Origin of the sequence: Streptomyces sp. NPDC001544, from assembly GCF_042894285.1 — a bacterium.
Classification (GTDB): domain Bacteria; phylum Actinomycetota; class Actinomycetes; order Streptomycetales; family Streptomycetaceae; genus Streptomyces.
Map to the genome: position 1 here is coordinate 155087 of NZ_JBIAVN010000013.1, position 13846 is coordinate 168932.

The following is a 13846-nucleotide window of genomic DNA, read 5'->3' on the forward strand; positions in this document are numbered from 1 at the left end:
ACGTGCTCGTCCGTCCCCTGCGTCATGAACGAAATGAACGGAGCTGATGCACATGAACCGCCGCACGATTCTGGCCACGGCCGCGGGAGCCGCCCTGTTGCTCGCCGGCTGCACCGGTACGGGAGGCTCCACGAAGGGCGCCGACGCCAAGGCGCCGGACGACCCGTCCAAGGTGAGCGGGACCATCACGGTCCTCACCCAGCGGACCGACCTGGTGCAGGACGGCACGATGAAGAAGTACGCCGCCGAGTTCAACAGGACGTACCCGAAGGTGAAGGTCGAGTTCCAGGCCCTCACCAACTACGAGTCCGAAGTCAAGATCCGTATGAACACGGAGAACTACGGCGACGTCCTGATGATCCCCGGGGTGATCAAGAAGAGCGACTACCCCAGGTTCTTCGCCTCCCTCGGCACCCAGCAGGAGCGCGCCAAGAAGTACCGGTTCACCGACTTCACCACCGTCGACGGCAAGGTCTACGGCCAGAGCCCGATCGGCGTGACCCCCGGCTTCGTCTACAACAAGCGGGTCTGGAAGCAGGCCGGCGTCACCCACTGGCCCACCACCCCGGCCGAGTTCCTCGACGACCTCAAGGCGATCAAGTCGAAGACCGGCGCGACCCCGTACTACACGAACTTCGCCGCCCAGTGGCCGCTGACCTCCTGGACGTTCGTCAACGGCTCGGTGCACTGCGACACTCAGGCCACCACCAAGCTCGCCGACGGCGATCCCTGGGCCCAGGGCGCGGACCTGCGCGTCGGCGACGAGCTGCTCTACGACATCGTGCACGACGGGCTCGCCGAGAAGGACCCGACGACCACCAACTGGGAGGCGTCCAAGGCCCAGTTGGCCAAGGGGAAGATCGCCACGCAGTGGCTCGGCACCTGGGCGGTCATCCAGTTCCAGGACGCGGCCCGGGGGGCCCGGGTGAACCCCGACGACATCGGCTTCATGCCCTTCCCCGCCCAGGTGGACGGCAAGTTCTGCGCGACCGTCGGCCCCGACTACAACCAGGCCGTCAACGTCCACTCCGCGCACAAGGAGGCGGCCCGCGCCTGGATCGACTGGTTCACCGACAAGTCCGGCTACGACAAGGACAACCTCGCCGTCTCCCCGCTGAAGGACGCACCCCTGCCCACCGTCCTCAAGCCGTACGAGGACGCGGGCGTGAAGCTGATCGAACTCGACGACTCCGCGGGCGCCAAGGTCAAGCTGATCGACGACCAGTCCGAGGTCGGCATCAACAAGCCCGACTACCGCCAAGACCTCGTCGACCTCGCCCGTGGCGCGAAGAGCGGCAGTCTCGACGACTTCCTGAACGGCCTCGCCAAGAAGTGGTCCGCCGCGCAGAAGACCGTGGGGTCGGGGTCCTGATGACGGACACCACCCAGAAGGCGGCCCACGGGGTGACCACGGCCCCGTCCGGGCCGGCGCCCGTCCCCGAACACGCGCCCCGCCGGACACGGATCGGCCGGGCGGCGACCCCCTGGCTCTTCCTGCTCGCCCCGCTCGCCCTGCTGGTCACCTTCACCTACGCGCCGATCGCCAACATGGTCGCGTACAGCTTCACCGACTGGGACGGCGTCAGCCCGGAACTGCACTACACCGGCACCGGCAACTACACCGAACTCTTCACCCGGCCCGACCTCTTCGAGGTCTTCTTCGTCAGCGGCTACTACCTGGCCGCCTCCGCCGTGCAGATCGTCGCCGCGCTCTACTTCGCTACCGTCCTGAGCTTCGACGTCCGGTTCCGGAACTTCTTCAAGGGCGTGCTCTTCTTCCCGTACCTGATCAACGGGGTGGCGATCGGCTTCGTCTTCCTCTACTTCTTCCAGGACGGCGGCACCCTGGACTCGGTGCTGAGCCTGTTCGGCGCGCACACCCACCACGCCTGGCTGGGCACCCCCGTCTCCGCGAACCTCTCCCTCGCGGGCGTCTCCGTCTGGCGCTACCTCGGCCTGAACTTCGTCCTCTTCCTCGGCGCGATCCAGTCCATCCCGGGGGAGCTGTACGAGGCGGCCGAACTGGACGGTGCGAACCGCTGGCAGCAGTTCCGGCACATCATCGCGCCCGGCATCAAGCCGGTGGTGACACTGACCGTGATCCTCTCGGTCTCCGGTTCGCTGTCCGCCTTCGACATCCCCTACATCATGACCGGCGGCGCGACCGGAACGGAGACCTTCGTGATCCAGACCGTGAAACTGGCCTTCGAGTTCAACAAGACGGGGCTCGCCTCGGCGGCCGCGGTCGTCCTGCTGCTGATCGTCCTGGCGGTGACCTGGCTGCAACGGCGGCTCGTCCCTGACTCCGCCGACAACAGGATGGACCTGGTATGACGCGCAGCACCGTCGCCCGCACCCTGGTGTACCTGTCGCTGATCACCGCTACGGTGGTCGTGCTGCTCCCGCTCGGCGCCGTCCTCCTGACGTCCCTGAAGACCCCGGAGGAGATGGCCGACGACAGCGGCGCCCTCACCGCGCCGCACGACCTGCTCAACTTCCACAACTACGTGACGGCGTTCCAGGACGGCGGAATGCTGCGGGCCTTCGGCAACACGGCCTTCATCCTGGTCTTCGCCATCGGCGGCACCGTCCTCATCGGCTCGATGACCGCGTACGCCATCGACCGGTTCACCTTCCGCTTCAAGAAGCTCGTGGTGGCGCTGTTCCTGCTGGCCGCGCTGGTCCCCGGCGTGACCACCCAGGTGGCCACCTTCCAGATCGTCAACAGCTTCGGTCTCTTCGACACCCGGTGGGCACCGATCGCGCTCTACATGGGCACGGACATCGTCTCGATCTACATCTTCCTGCAGTTCGTCAGGTCGATCCCGGTCTCCCTCGACGAGGCCGCCCGGCTGGACGGCGCCAACGCCTTCACCATCTACCGGAAGATCATCTTCCCGCTGCTGAAACCCGCGACGGCGACCGTGGTGATCGTGAAGGGGATCACCGTCTACAACGATTTCTACATCCCCTTCCTCTATATGCCGTCGCAGGATCTTGGCGTGATCTCGACGTCTCTTTTCCGCTTCCGCGGCCCCTTCGGCGCCCACTGGGAGACGATCTCGGCAGGAGCGGTACTGGTGATCCTGCCGACGCTGATCGTCTTCCTCGGGCTGCAGCGCTTCATCTACAACGGCTTCATGAGGGGAGCGACAAGATGACGTGCCCCGAGGTGACGCGCGCCAAAGGGGCGCGGGGAACTGCGCGAGCAACCACAGACGACCCGCGGTCGCACTGGGCCACAAGGCGCTACGGCGACCAGGGCCTGTCCGGCGGATCATGCCGCAGACGCGGGGCTTGGCACGCGCCCATCCGCGGCGTTGTCGTCGGTTGCCGACTCCCCCACGCTCGAACGAGCTCGCGCGGGGGCACACCCATCGCCCCCGCTCGGGTCGGCTGGAAGGCCCGTCGGTCTCAACCGGCCTGATCCACAAGAAACCCCCCTAGGCCTCCTGCGCAGCCAGCGCAGCAACAAGCACTGGCGTCACCAACTCCACCTGCCAGGCCCGCGCCCCGTGCCCGGCGAGAGCCGCCGCCACGGACTCCTCGTCCACACTCTTCGGCGGCTCCCAGCAGAGCCGCCGCACCGTGTCCGGGGTGATCAGGTTCTCCTGGGGCATGTTGAGCCGTTCGGCCAGCGAGGACACCCCCGCCCGAGCCGCCGAGAGGCGCGCCGCGGCGGAGGGGTCCTTGTCCGCCCACGCCCGGGGCGGCGGCGGCCCGGTGACCGGCTGCCCCGGCTGCGGAAGCTGTGCGTCGGGGAGCGCCTTGGCGCGGTCCACCGCCGCCTGCCACTGCTCGAGCTGCCGCCGGCCCACCCGGTGGCCGAACCCGTTCAGCGCGGCGAGGGCGTGCACGTTGCCCGGCAGGGCGAGCGCGGCCTCGACGATGGCGGCGTCACTGAGCACCTTGCCCGGCGACACGTCCCGCCGCTGGGCGATATGGTCCCTCGTCTGCCACAGCTCGCGCACGACGGCCAGCTGCCGCCGGCGGCGCACCTTGTGCATCCCGGACGTACGGCGCCAGGGGTCCTTGCGCGGTTCGGCGGGCGGCGCGGCCGCGATGGCGTCGAACTCCTGCCGGGCCCACTCCAGCTTGCCCTGCCGGTCCAGCTCCTTCTCCAGGGCGTCGCGGAGATCGACGAGCAGCTCGACGTCCAGCGCGGCGTACCTCAGCCACGGCTCGGGCAGCGGCCGGGTCGACCAGTCGACGGCGGAGTGCCCCTTCTCCAGTACGAAGCCGAGGACGCCCTCGACCATCGCGCCGAGGCCGACCCGGGGGAACCCGGCGAGCCGGCCGGCCAGCTCGGTGTCGAACAGGCTGCTGGGCACCATGCCTATCTCACGCAGGCAGGGCAGATCCTGGGTGGCCGCGTGCAGCACCCACTCGGCGCCCGACAGCGCCTCGCCGAGGCCCGACAGATCGGGGCAGGCGACAGGGTCGATCAGCGCGGTCCCGGCGCCCTCGCGGCGCAGCTGCACCAGATAGGCGCGCTGCCCGTAGCGGTAGCCGGAGGCGCGCTCGGCGTCGACGGCGACGGGGCCGGTGCCCGCGGCGAAGGCGGCGACCACCTCGGCCAGCGCGGCCTCGTCGGCGATCACCGGGGGGATGCCCTCGCGCGGCTCGAGAAGAGGGATCGGCGCCGCCGTCGCAGAAGATCCGCCGTCGTCCGGAGGGGTTCCTCCGGTGGTGCGCAGTGGCATGTCTGCTGCGGTCTCTTGGGCGTCGGTCACCTGTCAAGGGTATCCGTGTGTGGACAGCACCCGTCGACGGAACGTTCCGTCGACGGGCGTGGGAGGGGCGTAAACCAGTCAGGAACCGGTCGGGCGGGTGACAACCGTGGTTCACATGGACGAACGCCGGAGAGGTCAGTGGATGATCCCGGTGCGCAGGGCCACCGCCACCATCCCGGCCCGGTCACCCGTGCCGAGCTTGCGGGCGATACGGGCGAGGTGGCTCTTGACGGTCAGGGCGGACAGCCCCATGGAGACGCCGATCGCCTTGTTCGACTGGCCTTCGGCGACCAGCCGCAGCACCTCGACCTCGCGGCCGGACAGCTCCCGGTAGCCGCCCGGGTGACTCGGGGCACCCGGGGGGCGGCGGTGCATACGGGCGGCGGCGCCGATGGGGGCGGCACCGGGCCGGGCGGGGAGCCCGATGTTGGTCCGGGTGCCGGTGACGACGTAGCCCTTGACCCCGCCGGCCAGGGCGTTGCGTACGGCGCCGATGTCGTCGGCGGCGGACAGCGCGAGGCCGTTGGGCCAGCCCGCGGCGCGGGTCTCGGACAGCAGGGTCAGGCCGGAGCCGTCGGGGAGGTGGACGTCGGCGACGCAGATGTCACGGGGGTTGCCGATGCGGGGACGAGCCTCCGCGATGGACGAGGCCTCGATGACGTCGCGTACGCCGAGCGCCCACAGATGGCGGGTGACGGTGGAGCGGACGCGCGGGTCGGCCACGACCACCATGGCGGTCGGCTTGTTCGGGCGGTAGGCGACCAGGCTTGCGGGCTGCTCGAGGAGAACGGACACCAGGCCTCCTGGGGTGGCGGGGACGGGGCCGGCTATGGGGATGGAGCCGGGACGAACCGTGCTTTCAAGGTCACAGTCGTCTTCGGCACCAAACGTGTCCGCCTTTAGGGAATGATCACGATCCAGTGAGTAACAATACGGGCAATTCGGACACGCGATCGATCACCCGAAGATCGAATCGGTCCGAGCCGGTGCGATTCCGGTTCGGAAAGTGGCCGTATCGACAAAGAGAGGGTCAACGAAGGGTGAGTCGGCCGACCATCGGGTAGACGCCGCGGCATCCTCGGTGGGGCCGAGGGGACCTTTGGGCCGGCGGGGCCGACGGACCAGCGGCGACCGACGGACCAGCGGGACTGAGGACTAGGGCATGATCCGCCGGACAGGCCCTAGCGGGACTGGGGTCCCCTGCGCTGCGGCAGGGTCACCACGGACGCGTCGCCGGGGGCGGCCGGCGGCAGGCCCGCGACCTGGGCCAGCAGGTCGCACCACGAGGCGAGGTGGGCGGCGGTCTCCGGGACCCCGCCCAGGCCCTCGCGGGGCGTCCAGGAGGCGCGGATCTCGATCTGCGAGGCGGCGGGACGCTCGGACAGCCCGCCGAAGTAGTGCGAGCTCGCGCGCGTCACCGTGCCGCTCGGCTCGCCGTACGTGAGACCGCGGGCCTGCAGGGCGCCGGTCAGCCACGACCAGCACACCTCGGGCAGCAGCGGATCGGCCGCCATCTCCGGCTCCAGCTCCGCACGCACCAGGGTCACCAGCCGGAAGGTGCCGCGCCAGGCGTCGTGCCCCGCCGGATCGTGCAGCAGTACCAGACGGCCGTCGGCGAGATCCTGGTCACCGTCGACGACCGCGGCCTCCAGGGCGTACGCGAAGGGGGCCAGCCGCTGCGGAGCGGGCGTCGGCTCCACCTCGATCTGCGGCCGCAGCCGGGCGGCCCGCAGTGCCTCGACCGCGGCCCGGAAGGCCGGCGGCGCCCCGCCGCCCGTATGCCCCTCCGCTTCCCCCGTCTCCTTCGCGTCGTCCATTCCACCAGCGCCGTCCGACAGTCGTCCCTGAGCCGCAGCCATGCGGGGAAGAGTAAGGGGAACGAGGGCGTCGTGCAGGGCAGACACCCCGCACCGGCGGTCGCCGCACCCCGGCATGGGCCCCGGCGCCGCCGTGCGAGACTTGCCCCGTGAGTGCCAACGAGACTTCCACCGGCGGGCAGCCGACGCCGCCGTCCGCGACGTACGACTCCCCCTTCCTCAAGGCGTGCCGGCGTGAGCCCGTGCCGCACACGCCCGTGTGGTTCATGCGGCAGGCCGGGCGCTCCCTGCCGGAGTACCACAAGGTGCGCGAGGGCATCGGGATGCTGGAGTCCTGCACGCGGCCCGAGCTGGTCACCGAGATCACGCTGCAGCCGGTGCGCAGGCACGGCGTGGACGCGGCGATCTACTTCAGCGACATCGTCGTACCGCTGAAGGCCATCGGTCTCGACCTCGACATCAAGCCCGGCGTGGGCCCGGTCGTCGCACAGCCGGTCCGCACCCGGGCCGACCTCGCCCGGCTGCGCGACCTGACCCCCGAGGACGTCTCCTACGTCACCGAGGCGATCGGCCTGCTCACCCGCGAGCTGGGCGGCACCCCGCTGATCGGCTTCGCCGGCGCGCCGTTCACCCTCGCCAGCTATCTCGTCGAGGGCGGCCCGTCCCGCACCTTCGAGAACGCCAAGGCGATGATGTACGGCGACCCCGAGTTGTGGGCCGACCTGCTGGACCGCCTCGCGGACATCACCGCCGCCTTCCTGAAGGTGCAGATCGAGGCGGGCGCCTCGGCGGTGCAGCTGTTCGACTCCTGGGCCGGCGCGCTGGCCCCGGCCGACTACCGCCACTCGGCGATGCCGGCCTCGGCGAAGGTCTTCGAGGCGGTCGCGGGGTACGGCGTCCCGCGCATCCACTTCGGCGTCGGCACCGGCGAGCTGCTGAAGCTCATGGGCGAGGCCGGCGCGGACGTCGTCGGCGTCGACTGGCGCGTCCCGCTGGACGAGGCCGCCCGCCGGGTCGGCCCCGGCAAGGCGCTGCAGGGCAACCTCGACCCGACGGTCCTGTTCGCCGGCACCGACGTCGTCGAGGCCAAGACCCGCGAGGTCCTCGACGCGGCCGCGGACCTGGAGGGCCACGTCTTCAACCTCGGCCACGGAGTCATGCCGGCCACCGACCCGGACGCGCTGACCCGGCTCGCGGAGTACGTGCACACGCAGACCGCCCGCTGACCTACCAGGTCTGCCAGGCCTGCCGGGGTCGGGCCCGCCTGCCGAAGAGCAGGCCGCGCGGCTCCGGCGGGGGCGGGGTGCCGGGCTTGAGCGGCCAGGCGAGCAGCATGCCCGCGATGAAGCCGACCACGTGCGCCGCGTACGCCACCGTGCCGGCGCCGGACACACCGTGCCCGGAGGAGTACACCGCCTGCAGCCCGAACCAGAAGCCCAGCACCAGCCAGGCGGGCAGCCGCAGCGGCAGGAAGATCAGGAACGGGACCAGGACCCAGACCCTGGCCTTCGGGTACAGCACCAGATAGGCGCCCAGGACCCCCGCGATCGCCCCGGACGCGCCGATCAGCGGGTCGCTGGAGGAGGCGTTGAGCAGCGCGAAGCCGTACCCGGCCGCGTAGCCGCAGACGACGTAGAAGAGGAAGTAGCGGATGTGGCCCATCCGGTCCTCGACGTTGTTGCCGAAGATCAGCAGGAACAGCATGTTGCCCAGCAGGTGCAGCCAGCTGCCGTGCAGGAACATCGCGGTGAACACCGACAGCGGCGGGGACTTGTCGTAGCCCGGCGCCGCCACCACACAGCCCGGGCCGTGCGGGCCCACGCCCACGCCGCCCGTCGGGACCAGGCGCGGCATCTGATGGTGGATCAGCTCTCTGGGGACGGCCGCGTAGTGGTCCATGAAGGCCTGCAGATGACACAGCTGCACCAGGTCGCTGCCCCCGGCCACGGACCCCGCTATGCCGGGCGTGGACAGGAACACGAGGACGTTCGCGGCGATGAGCGCATACGTCACCCAGGGGGTGCGGCGCACGGGGTTCACGTCATGGACGGGGATGACCACACACAAGTACTGCCCCCGATGCGGCGGGCGAATCGGTGAACGCCGCCGGGCGGGTGTGCGTATCCCTCCTCAACCGACGTGAGGATCAGGCGATGAACGACCGAGTTACTCCTCCCATGCACGCCACGCCCGACGGCGAGGCGGAGCTCTCTCTCGTGGTGCGGCTCCCCTGGGAGGACGTCGCGCGGCTCGGCCAGGAGGCGGGCCGGCTGGCCGCGCAGATGCAGCGGCCGGTCACGCTGGACGAGGCGGTGAGCCACCGGCTGCGCTCCACCCGGGCGTCCGCGGCGCACGCCAAACCGGCCGGGGAGCAGCCCGCGGCCATGTCGTCCGGCTCGAACATGACCTCCAACGCCGGAGTGACCTCCCTGCCGAGGATCAGCGGGACGGCCTGAGAGCCCGTCCCGCCGATCATCCGGCAGTCCTAGCGCAGCCCCGCCCGCACCTTCGCCGTCGCCTTTCTCGCCGCCACCAGTACCGGGTCCCACACCGGTGAGAACGGCGGGGCGTAGCCCAGGTCCAGGGACGTCATCCGTTCCACGGTCATGCCCGCCGTGAGCGCGACCGCCGCGATGTCGACCCGCTTGCCCGCGCCCTCCCTGCCGACGATCTGCACGCCGAGCAGCCGCCCCGTGCGGTGCTCGGCGAGCATCTTGACCGTCATGGGGGAGGCGCCGGGGTAGTAGCCGGCCCGGCTCGTCGACTCGATGGTGACGGCCTCGAACCGCAGGCCCGCCCTGCGGGCGTCCTTCTCCCGCAGGCCGGTCCGGGCGATCTCCAGGTCGCACACCTTGCTGACGGCCGTGCCGACCACGCCGGGGAAGGTGGCGTAACCGCCGCCCACGTTGGTGCCGATGACCTGGCCGTGCTTGTTGGCGTGGGTGCCGAGCGGCACGTACTGCTGCTGGCCGGAGACCAGGTTCAGCACCTCCACGCAGTCACCGCCGGCCCAGATGTCCTCATGGCCGCGCACCCGCATGGAGAGGTCGGTGAGCAGGCCGCCATGGGCGCCGAGCGGGAGACCCGCCGCAGCGGCGAGCGTCGTCTCCGGGCGGACGCCGATGCCCAGGACGACGACGTCCGCGGGGTACTCGGCCTCCTCCGTGGCCACCGCGCGGATCCGGCCGTCCTCACCGGTGAGCAGTTTCGTCACCTCGGCGTCGTTCACCATGGTGATGCCGAGCCCCTCCATGGCCCGGTGCACCAGGCGGCCCATGTCCGGGTCCAGGGTCGACATGGGCTCCGTGCCGCGGTTGACGACCGTCACCTCGAAGCCCCGGTCGATCAGCGCCTCGGCCATCTCCACACCGATGTAACCGGCGCCCACGACCACCGCGCGACGGCCGCGGGTGCCCGCCAGCGTGTCGAGGAGGGCCTGGCCGTCGTCCAGGGTCTGCACACCGTGCACACCGGGAGCGTCCACGCCCGGCAGGTCGGGGCGGACCGGGCGGGCGCCCGTGGCGATGACGAGTTTGTCGTACGACGTCCAGGACTCGGCGCCGGAATCGACGTCACGCGCGCGTACCCGCCGGCCGGTCACGTCGATCTCCATGACCTCGGTGCGCATGCGCAGGTCGATGTCCCGCGCGCGGTGCTCCTCGGGAGTGCGCGCGATCAACTGGTCGCGTTCGGGCACGGCACCGCCCACCCAGTACGGGATGCCGCACGCCGAGAAGGAGGTGAAGTGGCCGCGCTCGAAGGCCACGATCTCCAGTTCCCCCGGCCCGCGCAGCCGGCGTGCCTGCGACGCCGCGGACATCCCCGTGGCGTCGCCGCCGATCACGACCAGTCGTTCCGTCCCGCCCTGCCCAGCGCTCATGCTCATGCGAACACGCTACGCGCACGCGGCATTTCGGGTCGCTCAGCCCTCGTTCTCCGGCTCGGGTGCCGACCGCGGGGCCGGGCGGGCCGTCGGCAGGGGACCGAGCGCGGTCGCCATGGGTGCGGTGGGGGCGCGGCGCGGCAGCCGGGGACGTACGGCCCGCAGCCACAGCAGCGCGAGCAGCGCGGCGAGCACGGCGAACGGCAGTACGGCGCCCAGGGCCAGGGCGATCCAGCGCAGCAACGTGACGAACGCGTGCCAGCCGCCCGCCAGGGCGTCCCCGAAGCCGGGGGAGCCGTCCTTCCCGGCGTGCCGCACCGGCGTCTGCGACAGCGACAGGGTGATGGTGGCCAGGCTCGTGCGGTCCTTCAGGGACGCCTGCTGGGCGAGCAGCGCCTCGAGGTCGGCCTCCCGGCTGCTCAGCTCCCCTTCCAGGGTCACGACGTCACTGAGCTTGCCGGCCCGGTCCATCAGCTCGCGGATCCGGGCGACGCTGGCCCGCTGTGACCTGATCCGGCTGTCGACGTCCACGACCTGGTCGGTGACGTCCTGCGCCTTGGCCGTGCGGTGGACGAGCCGGCCCGTGCCCTGCAGCTCGGTGAGGACCTCGTCGTACTTGCCGGTGGGGACCCGCAGCACGACCCGCGTGCGTTCGTGGCCCGCGGAGTCCCGGCTGGTGGTCTCGTTCCCGACATAGCCGCCGGCGCTCTCGGCGGTGGAGCGGGCCTCGTCGAGCGCCTTGGGCACGTCCTCGACCTGCACGGTGAGGGTGGCGGTGCGGATGATGTGGCTCGCGGTGAGCCGGGGCGCCTTGGTGGCGGCTTCGGCGCCGCGCGCCCTGCCGTCGGACGCGCCCCGCTGCGCGGCGCTGCCGGCGTCGGCCTTGCTGCCGGACGTCCCGCCGCCGGAGTCGCCCCCGGAGCTGCACCCGGCGAGCGCGAGGGACGCGGCGAGCAGAACGGCGGCCAGGGGCCGGCCGAGCCGTAGCGGTGATCGTGATGTGCGCATCTGACGGTACCCCCCGAGGGTCGCGACGACTGATGTTCCTTCGACGCGGGGAGGGGGCGGCGCGTTGGAGGGCGACGGTTCCGATGCGGTCACGGTCACGTCGCGTCGGGGCCACAAGGCCCTGCCACGGGGACCGGCGGTGGGTGAGAGGGTTGGGTTATGAGCGGATCAAGTGCGGGCGCGGGCCATGTCGTCGTCATCGGAGCGGGCATCGCGGGGCTGGCCGCCGCCCACCGGCTGCTGGACCGCGGGGCGCGGGTCACCGTGCTGGAGGCGTCGGACCGGGTCGGCGGCAAGCTGCTGCCCGGTGAGATCGCGGGCGTACGCGTCGACCTGGGCGCCGAGTCGATGCTCGCGCGCCGCCCCGAGGCGGTCGCCCTCGCGCGCGAGGTCGGCCTGGCCGACCGCCTGCGGCCCCCGGCGACCGCGTCGGCCTCGATCTGGACCCGCGGCGCCCTGCGCCCCATGCCCAAGGGCCATGTCATGGGCGTCCCCGGCACCGCCGCCCCCCTGACCGGCGTGCTCTCCGACGCGGGGCTGGCCCGCATCGAGCGCGACGCCGAGCTGCCCCGCACCGAGGTCGGCGACGACGTGGCGGTGGGGGAGTACGTGGCGGCGCGGCTGGGCCGCGAGGTCGTCGACCGCCTCGTCGAGCCGCTCCTCGGCGGGGTGTACGCGGGCGACGCGTACCGCATCTCGATGCGCTCGGCCGTGCCCCAGCTCTTCCAGGCCGCCCGCACCCACACCTCGCTGACCGAGGCGGTCCGCGAGATCCAGGCGAAGGCGGCCGCCCAGCAGCAGACCGGCCCGGTGTTCATGGGCATCGAGGGCGGCGTGGGCCGGCTGCCGCTCGCGGTCGCGGAGTCGGTGCGCGGCCGGGGGGGCGAGATCGTCACGCAGGCGCAGGTGGACGAACTGCGCCGGGAGCCCGGCGGCGGATGGCGGGTCGCGGCCGGTGACCGCGTCCTGCACGCCGACGCCGTGGTCGTCGCCGTCCCCGCCCCGGCCGCCGCCGGACTGCTGGCCGCCGAGTCCCCGGAGGCCGCCGCCGCACTGCGCGGTGTCGAGTACGCCTCCATGGCCCTGGTCACCCTCGCCTACCGCAGGGCCGACGTCAGCCTGCCGGACGGCAGCGGCTTCCTCGTCCCGCCCGTCGACGGGCGCACCATCAAGGCCTCCACGTTCGCCTCCCAGAAGTGGGGCTGGATCGCCGACGAGGACCCCGACGTCGTGGTCCTGCGCACCTCCGTCGGGCGGTACGCCGAGACGGAGATCCTCCAGCGCGCGGACGCCGAGCTGGTGGAGGTCTCCCGGCACGACCTGCGCGAGGCCACCGGGCTGGCCGCCGCCCCCCTGGAGACCCGCGTCACCCGCTGGACGGACGGACTGCCCCAGTACCCCGTCGGGCACCACGCGCGCGTGGCCCGCATCCGCGAGCACGTCGCGAAGCTGCCGGGCCTCGCGGTGTGCGGCGCGCAGTACGACGGCGTGGGCATCCCGGCGTGCATCGCGAGCGCCTACGCGGCCGTCGACCAGCTCCACGGCGACCTGGAATCAAAGGGGGCAGCGCGAAGCGCTTCGGTTGAGGGTGGTGGTGGGCGACGGGTGGGTGTGGAGGAGCTCACCGCCAACCCGGTGCAGAGCCTGCACGGCGGAGCGGGAGAATAGGCCCATGAGTGACGACGCCCCCACCACCGAGTCCGGCAGGATCCCGAACAAGGGCAAGCTGGCCAAGGACCTCAACGAGGTCATCCGCTACACCCTGTGGTCCGTCTTCAAGCTGAAGGACGTGCTGCCCGAGGACCGCGCGGGCTACGCCGACGAGGTACAGGAGCTGTTCGACCAGCTCGCCGCGAAGGACGTGACGATCCGCGGCACGTACGACGTCTCCGGGCTGCGCGCCGACGCCGACCTCATGATCTGGTGGCACGCCGAGACCAGCGACCAGCTCCAGGAGGCGTACAACCTCTTCCGCCGCACCAAGCTGGGCCGCGCCCTCGCGCCGGTCTGGTCGAACATGGCGCTGCACCGTCCGGCCGAGTTCAACCGCTCGCACATCCCGGCGTTCCTCGCCGACGAGACGCCGCGCAACTACGTCAGCGTCTACCCGTTCGTGCGCTCCTACGACTGGTACCTGCTGCCCGACGAGGACCGCCGCCGCATGCTCGCCGACCACGGCAAGATGGCCCGCGGCTACCCGGACGTGCGCGCCAACACGGTCGCGTCGTTCTCGCTCGGCGACTACGAGTGGATCCTGGCCTTCGAGGCCGACGAGCTGTACCGCATCGTCGACCTCATGCGCCACCTGCGTGCCTCCGAGGCCCGCATGCACGTCCGGGAGGAAGTGCCCTTCTACACGGGGCGCCGCAAGGACATCGCCGAGCTGGTGGCGGGGCTGGCCTGAG

General features: G+C 71.6%; 13 protein-coding genes. 7 read left to right on the forward strand and 6 right to left on the reverse strand.

Annotation, left to right across the window (positions count from 1 at the left end; genetic code table 11):
* Nucleotides 1–52 precede the first annotated feature (52 nt).
* From ACFY0F_RS28490 to ACFY0F_RS28500, 3 genes are read left to right on the forward strand one after another with little or no spacing between them, the layout of a single operon-like run.
* Nucleotides 53–1372: an extracellular solute-binding protein gene (locus tag ACFY0F_RS28490; protein WP_388800189.1), complete on the forward strand. Its 1320-nt coding sequence runs from the start codon at nt 53–55 to the stop codon at nt 1370–1372.
* Complete coding sequence (locus ACFY0F_RS28495; RefSeq protein ID WP_388800192.1) at nt 1372–2334, forward strand: carbohydrate ABC transporter permease; 963 nt, start codon at nt 1372–1374, stop codon at nt 2332–2334. The genes ACFY0F_RS28490 and ACFY0F_RS28495 overlap by 1 nt, the downstream gene beginning before the upstream one ends.
* The gene (locus ACFY0F_RS28500) at nt 2331–3161 is read left to right on the forward strand and encodes a carbohydrate ABC transporter permease (RefSeq protein WP_388800195.1); all 831 of its coding nucleotides are present in this window, start codon (nt 2331–2333) and stop codon (nt 3159–3161) included. The genes ACFY0F_RS28495 and ACFY0F_RS28500 overlap by 4 nt, the downstream gene beginning before the upstream one ends.
* 282 nt (nt 3162–3443) lie before the next feature.
* Here ACFY0F_RS28500 and ACFY0F_RS28505 read toward each other — a convergent pair whose 3' ends face one another.
* The 3 genes from ACFY0F_RS28505 to ACFY0F_RS28515 all read right to left on the reverse strand — a co-directional run bounded on the left by ACFY0F_RS28505 (nt 3444) and on the right by ACFY0F_RS28515 (nt 6592).
* A complete protein-coding gene (locus ACFY0F_RS28505) occupies nt 3444–4733 on the reverse strand; it encodes an HRDC domain-containing protein (protein ID WP_388800198.1) in 1290 nt (429 codons plus the stop codon).
* A 135-nt stretch (nt 4734–4868) separates the two neighbouring features.
* The gene (locus tag ACFY0F_RS28510; RefSeq protein WP_388800201.1) at nt 4869–5528 is read right to left on the reverse strand and encodes a LuxR C-terminal-related transcriptional regulator; all 660 of its coding nucleotides are present in this window, start codon (nt 5526–5528) and stop codon (nt 4869–4871) included.
* 386 nt (nt 5529–5914) lie between these two features.
* Complete coding sequence (locus ACFY0F_RS28515) at nt 5915–6592, reverse strand: DUF3000 domain-containing protein (RefSeq protein ID WP_388800204.1); 678 nt, start codon at nt 6590–6592, stop codon at nt 5915–5917.
* A gap of 107 nt (nt 6593–6699) precedes the next feature.
* On the opposite strand from ACFY0F_RS28515, the gene hemE reads away from it, so the two are divergent.
* Nucleotides 6700–7776, forward strand: a complete 1077-nt coding sequence (gene hemE, locus ACFY0F_RS28520; protein ID WP_388800207.1) for a uroporphyrinogen decarboxylase — start codon at nt 6700–6702, stop codon at nt 7774–7776.
* Between the two features lies 1 nt (nt 7777).
* Here the strand turns inward: hemE and ACFY0F_RS28525 are convergent, their stop codons facing one another.
* Entirely contained in the window at nt 7778–8611 is an 834-nt protein-coding gene (locus ACFY0F_RS28525; protein ID WP_388800210.1) for a rhomboid family intramembrane serine protease, read from the reverse strand.
* 92 nt (nt 8612–8703) lie between these two features.
* On the opposite strand from ACFY0F_RS28525, the gene ACFY0F_RS28530 reads away from it, so the two are divergent.
* A complete protein-coding gene (locus tag ACFY0F_RS28530) occupies nt 8704–9006 on the forward strand; it encodes a hypothetical protein (protein WP_388800213.1) in 303 nt (100 codons plus the stop codon).
* A 29-nt stretch (nt 9007–9035) separates the two neighbouring features.
* On the opposite strand, the gene ACFY0F_RS28535 is transcribed toward ACFY0F_RS28530, so the two are convergent.
* A complete protein-coding gene (locus ACFY0F_RS28535; RefSeq protein ID WP_388800216.1) occupies nt 9036–10436 on the reverse strand; it encodes an FAD-dependent oxidoreductase in 1401 nt (466 codons plus the stop codon).
* A gap of 36 nt (nt 10437–10472) precedes the next feature.
* Nucleotides 10473–11441 (reverse strand): DUF4349 domain-containing protein, encoded by a 969-nt coding sequence (locus ACFY0F_RS28540; RefSeq protein ID WP_388800219.1) that lies wholly within the window; start codon nt 11439–11441, stop codon nt 10473–10475.
* A 159-nt stretch (nt 11442–11600) separates the two neighbouring features.
* On the opposite strand from ACFY0F_RS28540, the gene hemG reads away from it, so the two are divergent.
* Together hemG and hemQ are read left to right on the forward strand one after the other, a co-directional pair.
* Nucleotides 11601–13109 carry a protoporphyrinogen oxidase gene (gene hemG, locus ACFY0F_RS28545; RefSeq protein ID WP_388800222.1) on the forward strand — a complete coding sequence of 503 codons (1509 nt, stop codon included), beginning with the start codon at nt 11601–11603 and terminating at the stop codon, nt 13107–13109.
* Nucleotides 13110–13113: 4 nt separating this feature from the next.
* Nucleotides 13114–13845: a hydrogen peroxide-dependent heme synthase gene (gene hemQ / locus ACFY0F_RS28550; protein ID WP_388800224.1), complete on the forward strand. Its 732-nt coding sequence runs from the start codon at nt 13114–13116 to the stop codon at nt 13843–13845.
* Nucleotide 13846 lies beyond the last annotated feature (1 nt).